Source organism: Amycolatopsis sp. NPDC004079 (assembly GCF_040610415.1).
Classification (GTDB): domain Bacteria; phylum Actinomycetota; class Actinomycetes; order Mycobacteriales; family Pseudonocardiaceae; genus Amycolatopsis; species Amycolatopsis halotolerans.
In genome coordinates this window covers 22,874-41,655 of the sequence record NZ_JBEXMH010000005.1, presented here as the reverse complement: position 1 = coordinate 41,655, position 18,782 = coordinate 22,874, and the positions used below count along the sequence as shown (strand labels likewise).

16 protein-coding genes are annotated in these 18,782 nt (G+C 69.3%); 10 read left to right on the top strand and 6 right to left on the bottom strand.

Annotated elements, in window-relative coordinates:
- Window positions 1–12: 12 nt before the first annotated feature.
- A complete protein-coding gene (gene nadD, locus ABZX37_RS06945; protein ID WP_344283797.1) occupies window positions 13–612 on the bottom strand; it encodes a nicotinate-nucleotide adenylyltransferase in 600 nt (199 codons plus the stop codon).
- Between the two features lie 166 nt (window positions 613–778).
- Between nadD and ABZX37_RS06940 the strand changes: the two genes are divergently transcribed.
- The 3 genes from ABZX37_RS06940 to argS all read left to right on the top strand — a co-directional run bounded on the left by ABZX37_RS06940 (window position 779) and on the right by argS (window position 6,617).
- The gene (locus ABZX37_RS06940; protein WP_354736786.1) at window positions 779–2,887 is read left to right on the top strand and encodes a RecQ family ATP-dependent DNA helicase; all 2,109 of its coding nucleotides are present in this window, start codon (window positions 779–781) and stop codon (window positions 2,885–2,887) included.
- Window positions 2,888–3,551: 664 nt separating this feature from the next.
- On the top strand, window positions 3,552–4,841 hold the full coding sequence (locus ABZX37_RS06935; RefSeq protein ID WP_344283792.1) for an MFS transporter: 1,290 nt from the start codon (window positions 3,552–3,554) through the stop codon (window positions 4,839–4,841).
- Between the two features lie 57 nt (window positions 4,842–4,898).
- Window positions 4,899–6,617, top strand: a complete 1,719-nt coding sequence (gene argS / locus ABZX37_RS06930; protein ID WP_354736785.1) for an arginine--tRNA ligase — start codon at window positions 4,899–4,901, stop codon at window positions 6,615–6,617.
- 1 nt (window position 6,618) lies between these two features.
- On the opposite strand, the gene ABZX37_RS06925 is transcribed toward argS, so the two are convergent.
- Window positions 6,619–7,245: a TetR/AcrR family transcriptional regulator gene (locus ABZX37_RS06925; RefSeq protein WP_354736783.1), complete on the bottom strand. Its 627-nt coding sequence runs from the start codon at window positions 7,243–7,245 to the stop codon at window positions 6,619–6,621.
- Window positions 7,246–7,361: 116 nt separating this feature from the next.
- Between ABZX37_RS06925 and ABZX37_RS06920 the strand changes: the two genes are divergently transcribed.
- The 5 genes from ABZX37_RS06920 to ABZX37_RS06900 are packed head-to-tail and all read left to right on the top strand — an operon-like array spanning window position 7,362 to window position 12,192.
- Complete coding sequence (locus ABZX37_RS06920) at window positions 7,362–8,156, top strand: enoyl-CoA hydratase-related protein (protein WP_354736781.1); 795 nt, start codon at window positions 7,362–7,364, stop codon at window positions 8,154–8,156.
- Between the two features lie 2 nt (window positions 8,157–8,158).
- The gene (locus ABZX37_RS06915; RefSeq protein ID WP_354736779.1) at window positions 8,159–9,304 is read left to right on the top strand and encodes an acyl-CoA dehydrogenase family protein; all 1,146 of its coding nucleotides are present in this window, start codon (window positions 8,159–8,161) and stop codon (window positions 9,302–9,304) included.
- Between the two features lie 9 nt (window positions 9,305–9,313).
- On the top strand, window positions 9,314–10,048 hold the full coding sequence (locus ABZX37_RS06910; RefSeq protein WP_354736778.1) for a 3-oxoacyl-ACP reductase family protein: 735 nt from the start codon (window positions 9,314–9,316) through the stop codon (window positions 10,046–10,048).
- A gap of 13 nt (window positions 10,049–10,061) precedes the next feature.
- Entirely contained in the window at window positions 10,062–11,687 is a 1,626-nt protein-coding gene (locus ABZX37_RS06905) for an AMP-binding protein (RefSeq protein ID WP_354736776.1), read from the top strand.
- Between the two features lie 28 nt (window positions 11,688–11,715).
- The gene (locus ABZX37_RS06900) at window positions 11,716–12,192 is read left to right on the top strand and encodes a hypothetical protein (RefSeq protein WP_354736774.1); all 477 of its coding nucleotides are present in this window, start codon (window positions 11,716–11,718) and stop codon (window positions 12,190–12,192) included.
- 2 nt (window positions 12,193–12,194) lie between these two features.
- Here ABZX37_RS06900 and ABZX37_RS06895 read toward each other — a convergent pair whose 3' ends face one another.
- Window positions 12,195–13,448, bottom strand: coding sequence for an FAD-dependent monooxygenase (locus ABZX37_RS06895; RefSeq protein ID WP_354736772.1), 1,254 nt, complete (start codon window positions 13,446–13,448; stop codon window positions 12,195–12,197).
- A gap of 85 nt (window positions 13,449–13,533) precedes the next feature.
- Here ABZX37_RS06895 and ABZX37_RS06890 point away from each other — a divergent pair, with 85 nt between their 5' ends.
- Window positions 13,534–14,154 carry a TetR family transcriptional regulator gene (locus tag ABZX37_RS06890; protein ID WP_354736770.1) on the top strand — a complete coding sequence of 207 codons (621 nt, stop codon included), beginning with the start codon at window positions 13,534–13,536 and terminating at the stop codon, window positions 14,152–14,154.
- Between the two features lie 18 nt (window positions 14,155–14,172).
- Here ABZX37_RS06890 and ABZX37_RS06885 read toward each other — a convergent pair whose 3' ends face one another.
- Window positions 14,173–14,496, bottom strand: a complete 324-nt coding sequence (locus ABZX37_RS06885; RefSeq protein ID WP_354736768.1) for a transcriptional regulator — start codon at window positions 14,494–14,496, stop codon at window positions 14,173–14,175.
- A gap of 96 nt (window positions 14,497–14,592) precedes the next feature.
- On the opposite strand from ABZX37_RS06885, the gene ABZX37_RS06880 reads away from it, so the two are divergent.
- A complete protein-coding gene (locus ABZX37_RS06880) occupies window positions 14,593–16,032 on the top strand; it encodes an MFS transporter (protein ID WP_354736766.1) in 1,440 nt (479 codons plus the stop codon).
- Between the two features lie 6 nt (window positions 16,033–16,038).
- Here ABZX37_RS06880 and proB read toward each other — a convergent pair whose 3' ends face one another.
- Together proB and obgE are read right to left on the bottom strand one after the other, a co-directional pair.
- On the bottom strand, window positions 16,039–17,145 hold the full coding sequence (gene proB, locus ABZX37_RS06875) for a glutamate 5-kinase (protein ID WP_354736765.1): 1,107 nt from the start codon (window positions 17,143–17,145) through the stop codon (window positions 16,039–16,041).
- A complete protein-coding gene (gene obgE / locus ABZX37_RS06870) occupies window positions 17,142–18,665 on the bottom strand; it encodes a GTPase ObgE (RefSeq protein ID WP_354736763.1) in 1,524 nt (507 codons plus the stop codon). The genes proB and obgE overlap by 4 nt, the downstream gene beginning before the upstream one ends.
- Window positions 18,666–18,782 lie beyond the last annotated feature (117 nt).

Below are 18,782 nucleotides of genomic sequence, written 5' to 3'. Positions count from 1 at the left end.
GAGGGTACCCGGTCAGGCCTCGGCGTCCTTGCGGTAGAGGTCCTTCTTCGCGATGTAGCGCACAACGCCGTCGGGCACGAGGTACCAGACCGGCTCGCCGCGCTCGACGCGTTCGCGGCATCCGGTGGACGAGATGGACATGGCGGTGACCTCGACGAGGCTCACCTTGCCGCTCGGCAGATGGTGCGAGTTGAGCCGGTAGCCCGGGCGCGTGACACCGATGAAATGCGCGAAGTCGAACAGCTCGCCGGCCTTGTGCCAGGTGAGGATCTGCTCGAGGGCGTCGGCCCCGGTGATGAAGAACAGCTCGTCGTCCGGGTACTCCTCGTGCAGGTCGCGCAGCGTGTCGACGGTGTAGGTCTGCCCGCCGCGGTCGATGTCGACCCGGCTCACCGAGAAGACCGGGTTGGACGCGGTGGCGATGACCGTCATCAGGTAGCGGTCCTCGGCGCGCGTGACGCGGCGGCCGGACTTCTGCCAGGGCTGCCCGGTCGGCACGAAGATGACCTCGTCAAGCGCGAACCGCGACTGGACCTCGCTGGCCGCGACGAGGTGGCCGTGGTGCACGGGGTCGAAGGTGCCGCCCATGACCCCGATCCGGCGTGGTGACATAGCCGGTGAGCCTATACGCGCGGGCACGCGAGGGCTTCCCGTCGCGACTGCGACCTAGGTTACTGTTGTGACATAAGTCACATAACTCTCCGTTTCCGGTCGGAAACTGTCCGTTCCGGGTCGGTCGGCTCCGGGATTGTCGGGGGCATGGGGTAGACCGGGGGGCGTGGACACCACCGAAGCTCTCCGGACCCGCGCCGAGACCCTGCTCCGCGCGCTCGCCGGGGACAACGCCGCCCTCCGAGAGGACCAGTGGACCGCCATCGAGGCACTGGTCGCGCACCATCGGCGCGCGCTCGTCGTGCAGCGCACCGGCTGGGGAAAGTCGGCTGTGTACTTCCTGGCCACCGCGCTGCTGCGGGAACAGGGAGCGGGGCCGACGGTCATCGTGTCGCCGCTGCTCGCCCTCATGCGCAACCAGATCTCCGCCGCCGCGCGGGCGGGGATCCACGCCGCCACCATCAACTCGGCGAACGCGCAGGAGTGGGCCCAGGTCCAGGCGTCGGTGGCCGCGGGCGAGGTGGACGTGCTGCTGGTCAGTCCGGAGCGGCTCAACAACCCGGACTTCCGCGACAGCGTGCTGCCGAAGCTCACCGCCAGCGCCGGACTGCTGGTGGTGGACGAGGCGCACTGCATTTCGGACTGGGGCCACGATTTCCGTCCGGACTACCGGCGGCTGCGCACGCTGCTGGGCGACCTGCCCGAGGGCGTGCCGGTGCTGGCCACCACCGCGACCGCGAACGACCGGGTGGCCACGGACGTCGCCGAACAGCTCGGCATCGGCGGCGAGACGGACACGCTCGTCCTGCGCGGTCCGCTCGACCGGGAAAGCCTGCGGCTGGCGGTGGCCGAACTGCCGAGCGACGAGGCGCGGCTGGCCTGGCTCGCCGAGCACCTGGCGGAACTGCCGGGGTCGGGCATCATCTACACGCTCACCGTCGCCGCCGCGCACGACGTCGCCGCGCTGCTGTCCGATCGCGGCTATCCGGTGGCCGCCTACACCGGGAAGACCGATCCGGCCGACCGCCAGGCCGCGGAGGACGACCTGCTGGAGAACCGGGTCAAGGCGCTGGTGGCGACGTCGGCGCTCGGGATGGGGTTCGACAAGCCGGACCTCGGGTTCGTGGTGCACCTGGGCGCGCCTTCGTCGCCGATCGCCTATTACCAGCAGGTCGGCCGTGCCGGTCGTGGCGTCGAGCGGGCCGAGGTGGTGCTGCTGCCCGGGCGGGAGGACAAGGCGATCTGGGCGTACTTCGGATCGCTGGCGTTCCCGGACGAGCTGCGCGTCACGCAGGTGCTCAACGCGCTCGCGTACTCCGACCGTCCACTTTCGACAGCCGCGCTGGAGCCGACGGTCGAGCTTTCCCGGTCGCGGCTGGAGATGGTGCTGAAGGTGCTCGATGTGGACGGTGCGGTGCGCCGGGTGCGCGGCGGCTGGGAAAGCACCGGGCAGCCGTGGGAGTACGACCGGGAACGGTACGAACGCGTCGGCGTCGCGCGGGCGGCCGAACAGGAGGCAATGCTCGGGTACATCCGCACGGCCGGGTGCCGGATGGAGTACCTGCGGCGGCAGCTCGACGATCCGGAAGCAGTGCCGTGCGGCCGGTGCGACAACTGCACCGGGGAGCATTGGAACACGGCGGTGTCCGAGGAAGTCGCGGGCGAGACGCGGGCACGGCTGGACCGGCCCGGGGTCGCGGTGGCGCCGCGCAAACAGTGGCCGAGCGGGATGAAAGGGCTCGACGTGCCGCTGTCGGGCCGGATCAAGACGGAGGAGCAGGCCGAGCCGGGACAGGTGCTGGGCCGGCTCACGGACGTCGGCTGGGGCGGTCGGCTGCGCGAACTGCTCGGCCCGGGCGCGCCGGACACCGAGGTCCCCGACTCGGTTTTCGACGCCTGCGTGAAGGTGCTCGCGGGATGGCAGTGGGCGCAACGTCCGGTGGCGGTGGTGGCGATCCCGTCGGCGACGCGGCCGCAGTTGGTGGACAGCCTCGCGTTGCGCTTGTCGGCGATCGGGCGGCTGGACTACCTGGGAGAGCTGGCCTCGGCCGGGCCGCCGCCTCGGCAGGCGAACAGCGCGCAGCGGCTGGCTGATTTGTGGCGGAGGCTGAGCCTGCCGGAGGACGTGGCGGCGAGTGTCGCGCAGGCACAGGGGCCGGTGCTGCTGGTGGACGATCTGATCGACACCGGTTGGACGATGACGCTGGCGTCCCGGCTGCTGCGCAAGGCCGGGGCGGAGGGGGTGTTGCCGTTCGCGTTGGCGACCACTGCTTGATGCGCGGTGCGATGTGGGTGCGGCGCGGGCTGGCCGGATCGGCTTGAGATGCCCTGGGCGGCTGGGCGGGACGGCCTCGGAGTGCGCTGAAACCTGGGTGACTGGCCGGGATGGGCTTGAGGTGCGCCGAGAGATCGGCGAGCGGCCGGGATGGGCTTGAAAGTGCGCTTCGGCCTGGGTGTCCGGGCGGGATCGGTTTGAGCGGAGCTGGAGCCTGGGCGAGATGGGGTTGAGCGTACGGCGGACCGGTGCGGAATGAGGCCGTGTTTGCGGCGGGAGCCAGCCGAGGCGCGGCTAGTCCTGGCGGGTTGATCCGGACCGGTGCGCGAGCGCTGCATCGGTGATGCTGCGGCGACGCCTGCCTCAGCGGTGCGCCCGATCCGTGCCACCTGATCGCGGCCGTTCTTGTGGCCACCGGATGCCATGCCCACGAACGAAGCGGGTGGGCGAGGACAAGCCCTGGTCTAGCGGCTCGGCTCAGCCAGCGCGGACTGAGCGCCCCCATCGCCACCCGCGCCTCCATGATCCCCGTGCGGCCAAAGCATTCCCGCATCACGGACCGCAGTGGGACAAGCACCAACTGCCATCATGGGGCGAGATCTACCGATCTCCGGGCATTTCTGGCAAAGTCCCGTTCCACTCGTGCGGACGTGGAGGTTGCCCGATGGCCGGTCCTACGACCGAAGGCGTCGCCCGGCATCGGTTGCCGGTGCGGAAGTTGTTCGCTGCCAGTGCGGGCAATGCGCTCGAGTGGTTCGACTGGACGATCTACGCGACCTTCAGCATTTACTTCGCCGGCGCGTTCTTCCCTCCTGGCAACGAAACGCTCGCGCTGATCAACACCTTCGCCACCTACGCGCTCGCGTTCTTCTTCCGGCCCCTCGGCGGCGTGCTGCTCGGGCGCTTCGCCGACGTGCACGGGCGCAAGCCCGCCATGCTGCTCACCATTTCGCTGATGGCGGGCGGGTCGGTCGCGATCGGCGTGCTTCCGACGTTCGCGCAGGTCGGGTGGCTGGCTCCGATTCTTCTGCTGCTCGCGCGGATCGCGCAGGGGCTTTCGCTCGGCGGGGAGGTGTCCAACGCTTCCGCGTACCTCGGCGAGGTCGCGCCCAAGGAGCGGCGCGGGCGGTATTCCTCCTTCTTCTACATCTCGACCGGGTCGGCGGTGCTCATCGCGACGGTGCTCGGGTTCGTGCTCGCCCGCACGATGGACAAGGCGCACCTCACCTCGTTCGGCTGGCGGATTCCGTTCCTGCTCGGCGGCGTGCTCGGGCTGGTCGGGCTGTGGCTGCGGCGCAGTCTTGAAGAAACCGAGCTGTACCACGAGAAAAAGGAGAGCGCGCGGCAAGTGAAGCGGCCGTTGCTCACCACGGTCACCCAGCATCCGCGGGCGGTCGGGCAGCTCATCGGGTTCTCGATGCTCTCGACGCTTTGCTACTACACCTTCTTCAGCGCCCTCACCTCCTTCGCGGTCAAGGGGCGCGGCGCGAACGACGTCGACACCTTCCTCGCGCTTTCCATCGCGACCGCCCTCTTCGTCGTCCTCCAGTACCCGATGGGCGCACTCGCCGACCGGCACGGGCGGCGGCCTCAACTGCTGGTCTGGTCCGGGGCTACGGCACTGGTGATCGTTCCGCTCTCCTACCTCGTGCGGCCCGGGTTCGGGAATCTGCTCATCGTGTTCTGCGTCGGCCTCGCGCTCTACACCGCGATGACCTCGCTCGCCCCGGCGATCATGAGCGAACTCTTCCCCACCGAACTGCGCGGGCTCGGCATCGGCGCTTGGTACAACCTGACTGTCGCCGTGTTCGGCGGGACCGCGCCGCTCGTGCTCAGCGCGCTCTCCGCGGCGGGCGCTGCCACTGCCTTCTTCTGGTACGTCGCGGTCGCGGCGGCGATCGCGTTCTTCGTGATCCTCCGGATGCCCGAAACGAAGGGCAGCGAACTGCGGTAAACCCGCTCGCGCGCGGTCGGTAGGCTTCACCGATCGACTACGCGAAGGAGGGACACCGTGCGCAAGCCCGAGGTTAGTGAGGAACTCGCCCGACGCGTGGTGGCCTCGCTCCGCCGCGCGTTCGACGTCGACCTCGACCCGTCCGCGGCGCTCATCGTGGTGTCCACTCGCGACGGTGTCGACTACCAGTGCAACCTGGCGATGAGCCTCGGCAAACGGCTCGGCAAACCGCCGCGCGAGGTCGCGGCCGGGATCGTCGAGAACCTGGAGCTGGACGGGATCGCCGACCAGCCGGAGATCGCCGGGCCCGGCTTCCTGAACTTCGTGCTGCGCCGCGAATGGCTCGAGCAGCGCGTCGCCGAGCAAGCGGAAGACGACCGGCTCGGGGTCGCCGAAGCTGAGCAGCCGCGCCGGATCGCGCTCGATTACAGCAGTCCCAACGTCGCCAAGGAAATGCACGTCGGGCACGTGCGCTCCACCGTGATCGGCGACGCGATCAGCAGGCTGATGCGTTTCGTCGGGCACGAAGTGCTGCCGCACAACCACCTCGGCGACTGGGGCACGCCGTTCGGCATGCTCATCGAGCACCACCTGGACGAACCGTCCGGGGATCGCAGCGACCTCAACGCGTTCTATCAGGCCGCGCGCCGGAAGTTCGACGCCGACGAGGCCTTCGCGACCCGCTCCCGCGAGCGCGTCGTGAAGCTCCAGAGCGGCGACGCGGACACACTCGCCTTCTGGCAGGAACTCGTCGACGAGTCGACAAGGCACTTCAACGCGGCCTATCGCCAGCTCGGCATCACGCTCACCGACGACGACATCTACGGCGAAAGCTTCTACAACCCGTACCTGGGCGAAGTCGTCGACGAACTCGAAGCCGACGGGCTCACCGAGATCAGCGACGGCGCGGTCTGTGTGTTCCCGGAGGGCTTCAGCAACCGCGAAGGCGACCGGCTCCCGCTGATCGTCCGCAAGCGCGACGGCGGCTACGGCTACGCGGCCACCGACCTCGCCACCATCCGGTATTGGACCGCCGAACGCGGCGCGACCGACCTGCTGTACGTCGTCGGCACCCCGCAAGCGCAGCATTTCGCGATGATCTTCTCGGTGGCGCGTGCGGCGGGCTGGCTCGACGGCGTGCACGCCGAGCACATCGGGTTCGGCTCGATTCTCGGCGCGGACGGCAAGGTGATGCGCACTCGCGCGGGCGAGACGATCAAGCTCGCCAGTCTGCTCGACGAAGCGGTGGCGCAGGCCGCGGAAATCGTTGCGGAGCGCAGTGAACTCAGTAAGGAAGAGCAGCGGGAGGTCGCGCGCGCAGTCGGGATCGGCGCGGTGAAGTACGCCGATCTTTCCAGCGACCGCGAACGCGACTACGTGTTCGACTGGGACCGCATGCTCGCCAAGGACGGCAACACGTCCGTCTACCTCCAGTACGCGCACGCGCGGATCGAGTCGATCCTCGCCAAAGCTGGAGAACCCGCCGGGAACGCGCCAGTCCTGCTTAAAGAACCGGCGGAACGCGCGCTCGCTCTGACGCTGTTGCGGTTCAGCGAAGCGATCAGCGCGGCGACGTCCGCGTACGCGCCGCACAAGCTGTGTACGTACCTGTACGACACCGCGGTCACGTTCTCGCGCTTCTACGAACAGTGCCCGGTGCTGACCGCGGAAACGCCGGAGCTGCGCGCTTCGCGGGTACAGCTGGCCACGCTCACGTCGCGCACTCTCGTGCAGGGATTGGCATTGCTCGGCATTGAAGCACCGCGACGCCTCTGAATCAGGGGCCGATGTGGACGAGCGCCATCAACGTATCGGCGACCTCGTCCACCGCTTTCCCCCGCGCGGCGGACGGCAGTTCACCGCACCACGTCGGCGCCTGGCTCATCGCGGCATGCATGCACTGCAGCACGGTGTCGATGCTGGTGACGGTGAACTCGCCGCCCGCCAAGCCTTCTTCGATCAGCGCGCGGAAGAGCGAGTCGTGGCGGAGGCGGAGTTCCTTGATGCGTTCGCGTTGCGCGCTCGGCCATTCGCGCGGCATCAGGAAGAGCCGCAGCGCCGCCGGATAGTCGTTGACCGCGATCGTGACGTGCTCGTGGATCAACGCACGCAGCCGGACTTCCGGCGTGCCTTTGGTGCGTTCGAGCAGTTGCTCCAGCCGCGCCGTCCACTCGTCGCCGAGCGTCTCGATCGCCGCCGTCCCTAGCTCGTCTTTGCTGGAGAAGTAGTAGTACAGCGAGCCCTTCGTGACGTCGAGGCGCTCGGCGACGTGCTCCAGGCTCACCGCGTCGTAGCCGCGTTCGCCGAACAACTCGGCCGCCGCCGTCAGGATCTCCTGGATCCGCTTGCCCCGTTTGCGCTGGACGCGCTCGGACGGCGGCTTCACCCCGTTCACCGCGCCCATTGTCGTCCCTCCACGTTCTTCGCTGCCCCGAAAGCCTACCGGTTGACCGCAAGTTCAACTCTTGACTTGAGAGTCAAATTTTGTCACCGTGGTCAGACGACAGACGGGAGCGGACGATGGAGTTCGAGGACATCCGGTACGAGATCGACGGCCCGGCCGCGGTCGTCACGATCGACCGGCCGGAGCGCTACAACGCCTTTCGCGGGCGGACGGTCGACGAGCTGATCAAGGCGTTCCGCTTGGCGTGGGCGGACAAGCAGGTGCAGGCGGTGATCCTCACCGGTGCCGGCGAGAAGGCGTTCTGCACCGGCGGCGATGTCAAACAGCGCGCGGAGACCGGCGATTACGGCCCCACCGAAAGCGGCATGTTCGAGATCGGCAACCTGCACAAGCTCATCCGCGACATCCCGAAACCGGTGATCGCCGCGGTCAACGGCGTCGCGGTCGGCGGCGGGCACGTGCTGCACGTCCTGTGCGACGTCACGATCGCCAGCGAGACCGCGCGGTTCGGCCAGGCCGGTCCGCGGGTCGGGTCGTTCGACGCCGGGTTCGGTTCGGCGTATCTCGCGCGGGTCGTCGGCGAGAAGAAGGCGCGCGAGATCTGGTTCTTCTGCCGCCAGTACGACGCGGCCGAGGCCGAACGAATGGGTCTGGTCAACGCCGTCGTCCCGCCGGGCGAGCTGCTCAAGACCGCCAAGGCGTGGGCCGATGACACTGCCGCGCTAAGCCCGACCGCACTGCGTTTCCTCAAGCAGTCCTTCAACGCGGACACCGACCACCAGGCCGGACTGTCCAATTTGGCCATGTCCGCGCTCGACCTGTTCACCGCCTCGCCCGAGGGCTTGGAAGGTGCGCAAGCGTTTGCGGAGAAGCGCAAGCCGGACTTCGTCTCGCACGTGAACTGGCACTGACCATGGACTTCACGTTCACCGACGACGAGGACGCCTACCGGCACGAGCTGCGCCGGTTCGCCGCGAAAGTCCTTGCGCCGCACTACCAATCCGACGACAAGGCGGCGAAGCTGCGGCCCCAGCTCGTCGCGGACCTGGCGTCGATGGGCCTGACCGGCCTGCGCATCCCGGAACGCCACGGCGGCCAGGAGGCCAGCGCGGTCGTCGCCGGGATGGCGGCCGAGGAGGTCGCGCGCGGCGACTTCAACGCGGCCTATCTCATCATCGTCAGCGCGCTGGTCAGCGACATCCTCACCCGCAACGCGACTGAGGAGCAGCAGACCGCGTGGCTGCCGCCGATCGCGTCCGGCGAGGTCGTGCCCGCGTTCTGCATCACCGAACCCGGGCACGGCACCGACGCGGCGAAGCTGGAGATGAAAGCCGAACCGGACGGCGACGGATGGCGGCTCACCGGCGAGAAAACGTCCATCACGCTGGGGATGTCCGCCGACGTCGCGCTCGTGCTCGCCCGCACCGGCGGCCCCGGTGCCCGTGGCGTCAGCGCGTTCTGGGTCGAACTGGACGACGCGTATGTCTCGCGGGCGGCGTTCGACGATCTCGGCAGCCGGGCGATCGGCCGGGCGTCATTGCACTTCGACGGGCTGCCAGTCGCCAAGGACGCGTTGGTCGGCGGCGAGGGCCAGGGTTTCGTCTCGGTGATGCAGGGTTTCGACTACTCACGCGCCATCATCGGGCTCGCTTGCCTTGGCGCGGCTCAGGTTTCACTCGACGAAGCGGTGCAGTGGTCCCGCGACCGCGAGGCGTTTGGCAGTCCGATCGGCACCTTCCAGGGCGTCGCGTTCCCGCTCGCCGAGCAGGCGACGTACCTGCGCGGTGCCCGGCATGTTTGTTACGAAGCGTTGTGGCGCAAGGACAACGACGTCGAGCACAGCACTGAGGCGGCGATGGCGAAGTTCTGGGCGCCGAAGCTCGCCGCGGAGACCATCCACCAGTGCCTGCTCACGTTCGGGCACCTCGGGTACTCCAGCGAAAGCCCGGTCGGGCAGCGGCTGCGCGACGTGATCGGCCTGGAAATCGGCGACGGCACCGCGCAGGTGTCGAAGCTCGTCATCGCGCGCAACCTGCTCGGCCGCGCTTACGCCCCCTAGGGAGACATCATGCTCAAGGACAAAATCGTCATCGTCACCGGCGCGGGCCAGGGCATCGGTCGCGGCATCGCCGAGAAGCTGGCCGCCGAGGGCGCGACCGTCGTGGTCACCGACATCAACGAGACCACCGCGAAGGAAACCGCGTCCGCGATCGGCGGGGTCGGGGTGAAGACCGACGTCACCTCCCCCGAGTCCGTCGCCGCCGCGGTCGAGCAGGTCCGCGCGCAGTTCGGCCGGATCGACGTGCTGGTCAACAACGCCGGCTGGGACAAGGCGGGACCGTTCGTCGAGTCCGATCGCGCCGATTGGGACCGCGTCGTGCAGATCAACCTCTACGGCGTGCTCAACACCTGCCGCGAGGTCTTGCCGGTGATGGCCGAGCAGGGCTTCGGCTCCGTGGTCAACATCGCGTCCGACGCCGGTCGCGTCGGTTCGTCGGGCGAGGCGGTGTACTCGGCGGCCAAAGGCGGCATCATCGCGTTCACGAAGTCGATCGCGCGAGAACTGGCGCGCAGCAAGGTCAACGCGAACGTCGTCTGTCCCGGCCCCGCCGACACCGAACTGTTCGCCTCGCTCGGCGGCGACAACCCGAAACTGCGCGAAGCGCTGACGAAAGCCATCCCGTTCCGGCGGCTCGCGCAGCCGTCCGACATCGCGAACGTGGTCGCCTTCCTGGCTTCCGACGAAGCCGCCTATGTCACCGGCCAGACCGTCAGCGTCAGCGGCGGCCTCACCATGAGCTGACCCGGAGCCCGCCATGCCGTTCGCGACGATCCTCAACGACGAGACGATCGAGGCCCACACCCGCGCCGGGTATTGGGTCAACCGCACCATCACCGACTACCTCGACGACGCCGCGGCGGCCACGCCGGACAAGACCGCGTTCGTCGATTCGCAGCGCAGTATCACCTTCGGCCAGCTCAAACATGAGGTCGATCGGTGCGCACGAGGGCTGCTGGAACTGGGCGTCCGGCCCGGCGACGTCGTGTCGTTCCAGCTGCCGAACCGGATCGAGTGGATCGTCGTGCACTACGCGGCGAGCCGGATCGGCGCGGTCAGCAATCCGCTCATCCCGATCTACCGGGACCGCGAGGTCGGCTTCATGGTGGCACTCGCGAAGTCGAAAGTCCTGGTGGTGCCGCGGGAATTCCGCGGTTTCGACTATCCGGCGATGGCGCGGCGGCTCCGTCCGCAGTGGCCTGATCTGGAGCACGTGCTGGTGGTTGGATCGTCCTGGGACGAGTTCGCCGCGACGCCCTGGGAAGAGCGGCGGGAACTGCCGTCGTGGCGGCCTGACCCGAACGACGTCACGCTGCTGATATTCACCTCCGGCACCACCGGCGAGCCGAAGGGCGTGATGCACACGCACAACACCGCGATCGCCGCGAACAACCCGCTTCCCGACCGACTCGGCATCACCTCCGACAGCGTCCTGCACATGGCGTCGACGCTCGCGCACCTCACCGGTTTCCTTTACGGTGCAAGGCTCGGCGTGCAGAACGGCGCGACCTGCGTGCTGCAGGAAGTGTGGGATGCCGCGCGATTCGTCGAGCTGGTCGCCGAACACGGCATCACCTACACCTCCGCCGCCACACCGTTCCTGCACGACCTGCTGTCCGCACCGAACCTCGCCGAGCACGATCTCCAGTCTCTGCAACGGTTCTGCTGCATGGGCGCACCGATTCCCCGGGCGCTCGTACGGCAAGCGCGGCAGAAGCTGCCCGGCCTCGTCGTGCTCGGCGGCTGGGGGCAGAGCGAGGACGCGCTGGTCACGCTCGGCCTCCCGGGCGATCCGGACGACAAGCTGATCGACACCGACGGCTATCCCTGGCCGGGGATGCGGATCCGGGTCGTCGACGCGGACGGCACCGAATTGCCGCCGGGCGCCGAGGGCCGTCTGCAGGTCGCCGGGCCGTTCCTGTTCGTCGGCTACGCGGAACGGCTCGAACTGGCCCGCGAGAGTTTCACCGGCGACTGGTTCGACACGGGCGATCTCGCGGCCATCGACGCCGACGGGTACCTCCGCATCGCGGGCCGGACCAAGGACGTGATCATCCGCGGCGGAGAGAACATCCCGGTCGCGTACGTGGAGAACGTCCTTTACGAACACCCGGACGTCGAAGCGGTCGCCGTGGTCGCGGTGCCCGATCCACGGCTGCAGGAACGTGCGTGCGCCTGTCTCGTGCTCAACTCTGGCGCACACCTGGACCTGGAAAAGCTGCGCGGCTTTCTCGCGGAGAAGGGCGTCGCCAAGCAGTACTGGCCGGAGCGCGTGGAGCTGTTTCCGGCACTCCCCCGGACCGCCAGCGGCAAAATCCAGAAGTTCCAGCTCCGCGCGCTGGTGGAAGCGCAGAGCGGGACCGGTCCCGAGCCGCCGCAGTAGCTTCGGGCGCGAGAGAGGGGAGAATCTCGTGTCCCGCGACGATCCCGACTTCGCCCGCGCCCTCGCGCTGGTCGACGAAGCGCTGACCCGGCTCCGCCGCCCGATCCGCCGCGAACGACGGCGGCTGCGCTGGGAGCAGTGGCGGCGGCGTCCCTACTACCGCTTCGAACCGGACGGCAGGAAACCGCAGCTCGTGCACCTGGCCGGACTCCGCGTCACTCCACTGTGGACGACCGTCGGCACCGGGGTCTCCGACGTCGACGTGCGCTACCCGGTGACCGCGCGCCGCCGGTTCACAATCGGGTGGCGCTGGCTCGTGCGGCACGACTACGACGAGTACCGCGTGCCGATCTCGCTGGTCGCCGACGCGAGCGGCCAGGCGGTGCTGATCGCGCCGGGCGGCCGGGCGTTCACCGCGGACGAGACCGGCTGGCATGCCCTGGCCGCGCTCCTGTACACGGAGTACGCCATGCCGCCCGGCGGACGCTGGTACGGCGCGGGCTGACCTCAGCGGGCTCGCAGCCTCCGCCGCAACGAGAGGCCCGCCCCCATGGCGGCCATCGAAGCGCGCATCGCACCGCGGCTGAACCGGCTGTCAGTCACGAACTGATCTGCGCTGCGGAGCGAACCGCGCACTTGCGGGTACGCGTACTTCCGCATCTGTCGTTCGTAGTCGGCCACCGCGGCTGTCACGTCGCCGTCCCGGGAAAGGTTGCGGCACAACACTTGCGCGTCGCGGAGGGCGACGTTCGCGCCGATGCCGCGGAACGGGGTCATGCTGTGCGCGGCGTCGCCGAGCAAGGTGACCGGACCGGTCTCCCACGCGCGGACGGGCACCGACGTACGGATCGGCAGCATGGCCACCGTGGCGTCCAGCGAGTCCCGCACCACCCGGCTGAACGACGGGTGCCAGTCACGGATCCGGTCCAGCACCACCGACCGCAGCTCCGGCACGGTCAGCTCGGCGAGGTCCGCCGGGAAGTGCGCCGCCTTCGCGCCATAGGACCACATCACGTAGCTGCTGGTGTTGTCGAACAACACCGGGTCGACGGTCGCGGTCTCGTCGTTCTCCGAAGCCGCCGAAAACTCGTGCGGCGCGGTGAACATCCCGCAGCCGGGAGGCGGCAGCACGAACGTCGGGGCCGTCGCCAGCCGTCGCGGGATCAGCGCGCGGGACTCGGCGGTCAACGGGAATTTCCCGATGACGGTGCGGATCCCAGTGTCCACGCGCTTCGCGTGCGGCAACAGCTGCGCGCGGATCCGGGAGTTCGCGCCGTCCGCGCCGACCACCAGGTCCGCTTCGGCGGTGGTGCCGTCGGCGAAGTGCAGGCCGACCCCCTTGGCGTCGGTCTCGTACCGCACGAATTCCTTGTCGTGCCAGAGGACTTCTTCCAGCCCGGACGACAGCACCTGGTGCATCGAAATCCGGCTGACCGAATGGTGCGCGGCGGCCGGGTCGCCGCTGGGCGGAGCGTCGAAGACCGCCAGCTCGCGCATCTTCTCGGTGACAAACCCGAAGGTCCCCTCGCTTACCCCCGTGGTGGCCAGGAACCGCTCCCACGCCGCCGCCGGGAGGCACTCGTGCAGCGCCGCGGAGCCCATCGGCGCGATGTGCACCCGGTAGCCCTGCAGCCGATCGGCCCGGGTGCGGCTGCGCTCGTAGACCGACACCTGGAATCCGGCTCGCATCAAGCCGTGCGCCAGGCACAACCCGCCGGTGCCGCCGCCTACTACCGCCACCTTGATCTTGTTCACGGTCATCCCCTCTCGGTCGGCCTCTATAATTATCCATGTGGATGATTGTGTCAACTTTCAGGATGATTAACGCGTCGGTTAGGCTGCCGAAGTGTCCGAGACCACCCCGCGCCGCGCGCCGCGCCCCGGTGAGCGCCAGCGCGATCCCGAACGCACGAAGGCCCGCATTTTCGAGGCGGCGAAGGTCGAATTCGGCAGCAAGGGCTACGCGGCCGCGCGGGTCAGCGACATCGCGCAGCGCGCGGGCGTGAACAAGCAGCTGATCTCGTACTACTTCGGCGGCAAGGAAGGCCTGTACGCCGAGGTCGCGAGCGAACCGTTCGCCGGGTTCACCGCGATGACCACGACCGACCGGCCGCTCGCCGACGTGCTCGAGGACTTCGCCAAGGGCGGGCTCGCCGACCAGGACCAGGCGCGGCTGTTCCTGCGGGAGAACATGGCCGAGGGCACGCCGAACGAGGCGGGCGCGGAGTCGCAGCGCGAGTTCCTGCGGGGGCAGCTCAAGTACATGCGGGCACGGCAGGAAGCGGGCGATTTCCCGGCCGATGTGGACCCGAAGATGCTGCTGCTGATGCTGATGGCGGCGGCCAGCGCGCCGATGTCGCTGCCCCGGGTCGTGGAAGCGCTTACCGGGGAGGACCCGGCGTCAGAATCCTTTGTGGAGTACTACGCGGAGCAGCTCGCTCGCGTGGCTCGGCATCTCGCGCGCTGAACGAACGTCGAACGAACGTCAGGCGGGCGCGTCGAGGACCGCGTTCAGGAGGCCGGGAAACCGCACCTGCAGTTCAGCCTTTCGCAGCGTGAGGATCCGCTGCGAACCTTGCACCCGAGCGTGCAGGATGCCCGCCTCGCGCAACACTTTCTGATGATGCGAGAACGTCGACCGGCTCATTTCCAGCCCCGCGTCGGCCTGCAGCCGGGTGCAGTCGGACTCGCCTAGCCGGGCCAGCGCCCGCACCGTGGCCAGCCGCCCCTCGTCGCCGAGCGCGGCCAGCACCCGGGCCAGCCGCAGGTCGCTCGCGTCCGGATGCAGTCCGTCGGTCGTCACCGTCACGGGCCGAGCGTATCCCGAGCCTTCCGCTATGTCGAACTTTCTTGTACTGTTCGAAACCCTTCGAACACATCGAAGATTATCGAACAAGGGGGTCTCATGGGTGCGTCCGACCGCCGGCCGCCGCTGCTGCCGGTCGTCCTCGCGGCGATGTTCATGTACGGCTTCGACCTGAACGTCGTCAACGTCGCCGTCCCGTCGCTGCACCGCGACCTGAACGCCGGACAAGCCGCGCTCGAGCTGGTCGTCGGCGGGTACGCGTTCGCTTACGCCGCGGGGCTGGTGACCGGAGGCCGCCTCGGCGATCTGTTCGGCTACCGGCGGATGTTCCTGTCCGGCATGAGCGCGTTCACCGTGGCGTCCGTGCTGTGCGGGCTCGCGCAGTCCCCCGGCCAGCTGGTCGGGGCCCGGCTGCTGCAGGGCCTGACCGCGGCGATGATGGTGCCGCAGATCCTGGCCGTGATCACGAGCAGTTTTCCCGCGCCGGAACGGCCCAAAGCGCTGGCCTGGTTCGGGGTGACTGCCGCGGTCAGCGGGGTCTTCGGGCAGGTGCTGGGCGGAGTGCTGCTGAGTGCCGACGTTTTCGGCCTCGGCTGGCGGGTGATCTTCCTGCTCAACGCTCCAGTCGGCATCGCCGTGCTGCTGCTGGCGGCGCGAGTGCTGCCCCGCGTCGCGACCGTCCGGACCGCGGGCCTCGATCCGGTCGGAGTCGTCGGCGTATCCGGTTCGCTGGCGCTCGCGTTGATCCCGCTGGTGCTCGGGCGCGGCGCGGGCTGGCCGTGGTGGTGCTGGGCGATGCTGGCGCTGTCCGTCCCGGCGGCGCTGCTGATCGTGTCCTACGAACGACGGCTGCTCGCTCGCGGCGGGGCCCCGCTGCTCGATCTTTCCTTGTTCCGGATGCGCGGTTTCCGCGCCGGGCTGGCGATCAGCGTGGCGTTCATGGCGTCCTTCGCCGGCAGCATCTTCGTCGTCAGCCTGTTGCTGCAGAACGGGCTCGGGCTGGGGCCGTTCCAGGCCGGGCTGACGTTCGCGCCGATGGCGCTCGCCGGGGTCGTCGCGCCGCTCGCCGGCAAACGGCTGATCGCCGCGCACGGCCCGGCCAAGGTGATCCTGCTCGGCTGCGCCGCCGATCTGGCCGCCATGCTCGGTCTCGCCATCGCGCTGGACCTCCGCGGCGGCGCGATCGAAAGCTGGTGGCTGGCGATCGTCCTTGCCTTGCTGGGACTGGGAAACAGCCTGATCCTGCCCGCGTTGATCGGCACCACGCTGTCCGAAGTGGACCCCCGGCAAGCGGGCATCGCCTCCGGAACGCTCAACACCACGCAGCAGTTCGCCGGTGCGGCCGGGCTCGCGGTCATCGGCACGATCTTCTTCGCTGTGCTGGGAGATCGCCCGTCAGGCGCGGCCGGGTACGCGGCCGCGGCCGAAGCAGCAGCCTGGATCTGCGCCGTTCTGGTCGCCGCGATGGCGGCGCTCACTGCCTTGGTGAGCCGACGTCGCGCCAGCCCGGACCGCGAGTCTGCGGCGGTGCGAAGCTGAACGGGCTCAGCGGCGCAGCGGGACGAGGTCGTCCGCGTGGACGACCTCCCGGCGGTACTCCACCGGAACCTCATGACTCGACCGCCCGATCAACGCGGGCAACTCCCCCGCGTCGAACCCGACCACCCCGCGCGCCACCGGGACGTCCGCGGAATCCACCAGATCGACCACATCACCGGCCTCGAAATCACCGTCCAGGCCAGTGATTCCGGCCGCCAGCAGCGAACGGCGGCGCAGGATCGCTCGCACCGCGCCGTCGTCCAAGCGGAGGCGGCCGGAGGTGTCGGCGGCATAGCCGAGCCAGAAGCGGCGGGCGGACAGACGGGTGTCGGCGGGGGCGAAAGCGGTGCCGACGTTCGCGGCGCGCAATGCGTCCCCGGCGTCGGCGGCAGCGGCCAGCAGCACCGGGATTCCGGCACCGGCCGCGGTACGAGCCGCGGCGAGTTTCGAGACCATGCCGCCGGTGCCCAGGCCCGAGGAGGACATGCCGACCGCGATGCCCTCCACGTCGGACTCGCCGCGCACCTCGGTGATCTTGCGCGTCGCGCCGTCGCGCGGGTCGCCGTCGTACAGACCGTCCACATCGGACAGAAGGACCAGTGCGTCGGCGCCGACGAGGTGTGCCACCAAAGCGGCGAGCCGGTCGTTGTCGCCGAAGCGGATCTCTTGCGTGGCAACGGTGTCGTTCTCGTTCACGACCGGCACCGCGCCGAGCGCGAGCAGCCGGGAGAACGTGCGTTGCGCGTTGCGGTAGTGCGCGCGGCGGACGACGTCGTCCGAGGTGAGCAGCACCTGGCCGACGGTCAGCGAGTAGCGGCCGAACGATTCCGCGTACGCGTGCGCCAGCGCGAGCTGTCCGACGCTCGCCGCGGCCTGCTGCGTGGCCAGGTCACCCGGGCGCTTGCCCAGCTTCAACGGCGCGAGCCCGGCGCCGATCGCACCCGAGGACACCAGCACGATCTGCGCGTCGCGGGCGACGCGGTCCGCGATGGCGTCGACCAGAGCGTCGAGGCGAGCGACGTCGAGACCGCTGCCCGCGGTGGTCAGCGCCGAGGAACCGACCTTGACGACCAACCTGCGGGCTTCCGCGATCTCGTGGCGCGTGCCGCTCACCGGTCGCGCTCCGCCTGCTCCTCGTCGTCCCACACGTCGTCCAGCTCGGAGTCGACGGACGGGGTGGTTTCCTCTTCGACCAGCTCTTCTTCCTCGCCGGTGCCGTCGCGGCGAATCCGGCGGGCTTCCTTGCGCTCGGACGCGCCGACGCGGTCGGTGCGCTCCAGCCGGACGTCCGTGCCGCGGCCCGACAGGTGCACCGCGACACCCGGCGTGGAGGGCTGCCATTCGAACTGGATGTCGCCGATGGTGACCGGGCTGCCCGGACGCGCGCCGTTCTTTGCCAGCGCCTCCTCGACGCCGAGCCGGTTGAGCCGGTCCGCGAGGTAGCCGACGGCCTCGTCGTTGGCGAAGTTCGTCTGCCGGATCCAGCGTTCCGGGCGCGAACCGCGGACGATGAACCCGCCCTCTTCCTCCGGATCGCGTTCGACGGTGAATCCGCTGTCGTCGATCGCGAGCGGGTGCAGCACGATCTTCTCCGGCTCCAGCACCGGCTGCGCCTCGCGGTAGGCCTCGACGACCTCCGCCAGCGCGAAGCTCAGCTCCTTCAAACCCTTGCGCGACGCGGTGGACACCTCGAACACGCGCAGCCCGCGAGCCTCCAGCTCGGGCCGCACGAACTCGGCCAGCTCGGCCGCTTCCGGGATGTCGATCTTGTTCAGCACCACCACGCGCGGGCGTTCCTCGAGCTTGCCGCCCAGCCCTGGCGTGTAACGGGCCAGCTCCTCCTCGAGAGCGTCCACATCGGACAGCGGATCGCGGCCCGGCTCCAGCGTCGCGCAGTCGACCACGTGCACCAGCACGGCGCAGCGTTCGATGTGGCGCAGGAAGTCCAGGCCGAGGCCGCGGCCCTCGGACGCGCCCGGGATCAGGCCCGGCACGTCGGCCATCGTGAACACCGACGAACCGGCGGTGATGACGCCGAGGTTCGGCACGAGCGTGGTGAACGGGTAGTCGGCGATCTTCGGCTTCGCCGCGGACAGCACGGAGATCAGCGACGACTTGCCCGCGGACGGGAAGCCGAGCAGGCCGACGTCGGCGACCGAACGCAGCTCCAGCACGAGGTTGCGGCTCTCGCCCGGCTCGCCGAGCAGCGCGAATCCCGGCGCCTTGCGGGCCTTCGACGACAGCGCGGCGTTGCCGAGCCCGCCGCGGCCGCCCTGCGCGGCGATGAACCGGGTGCCGGGGTTGGTGAGGTCGGCGACGAGTTCGCCGTCCTCGGTGAACACCACGGTGCCCGGCGGGACCTTCATCTCCAGGCCCTCGCCCTGGGCGCCGTTGCGGTTGCTGCCCATGCCCATCTTGCCGTTGCCGGCGCGGGCGTGCGGGCGGAAGTGGAAGTCGAGGAGGGTGTGGACGTTGGCGTCGACGATCAGCGTGACGTCACCGCCGTTGCCGCCGTTGCCGCCGTCCGGGCCGCCGAGCGGCTTGAACTTCTCGCGGTGCACCGAGGCACAGCCGTTTCCCCCGTCCCCGGCGGTCAGATGGATGACCGCGCGGTCCACGAACCGGGACGCCATGGGCTTGCCTCACTTCACGTGCGAATGTGCGAAAAAGTATCCGGACAAAAACGAACGAGGGGTGGCACCGGAGTATTCCGGCCCCACCCCTCGTTCGGAGGTTCTTATGCGCTGAAG

Excerpts from the sequence above, each read along its gene's own strand:
- ABZX37_RS06920 (WP_354736781.1), top strand. The coding sequence starts at position 7,362 with ATGGAGTTCGAGGACATCCGGTACGAGATCGACGGCCCGGCCGCGGTC.
- obgE (WP_354736763.1), bottom strand. The coding sequence starts at position 18,665 with ATGGCGTCCCGGTTCGTGGACCGCGCGGTCATCCATCTGACCGCCGGG.
- ABZX37_RS06925 (WP_354736783.1), bottom strand. The coding sequence starts at position 7,245 with ATGGGCGCGGTGAACGGGGTGAAGCCGCCGTCCGAGCGCGTCCAGCGC.
- nadD (WP_344283797.1), bottom strand. The coding sequence starts at position 612 with ATGTCACCACGCCGGATCGGGGTCATGGGCGGCACCTTCGACCCCGTG.
- ABZX37_RS06895 (WP_354736772.1), bottom strand. The coding sequence starts at position 13,448 with ATGACCGTGAACAAGATCAAGGTGGCGGTAGTAGGCGGCGGCACCGGC.
- ABZX37_RS06880 (WP_354736766.1), top strand. The coding sequence starts at position 14,593 with ATGGGTGCGTCCGACCGCCGGCCGCCGCTGCTGCCGGTCGTCCTCGCG.
- ABZX37_RS06915 (WP_354736779.1), top strand. The coding sequence starts at position 8,159 with ATGGACTTCACGTTCACCGACGACGAGGACGCCTACCGGCACGAGCTG.
- ABZX37_RS06905 (WP_354736776.1), top strand. The coding sequence starts at position 10,062 with ATGCCGTTCGCGACGATCCTCAACGACGAGACGATCGAGGCCCACACC.
- ABZX37_RS06910 (WP_354736778.1), top strand. The coding sequence starts at position 9,314 with ATGCTCAAGGACAAAATCGTCATCGTCACCGGCGCGGGCCAGGGCATC.
- ABZX37_RS06935 (WP_344283792.1), top strand. The coding sequence starts at position 3,552 with ATGGCCGGTCCTACGACCGAAGGCGTCGCCCGGCATCGGTTGCCGGTG.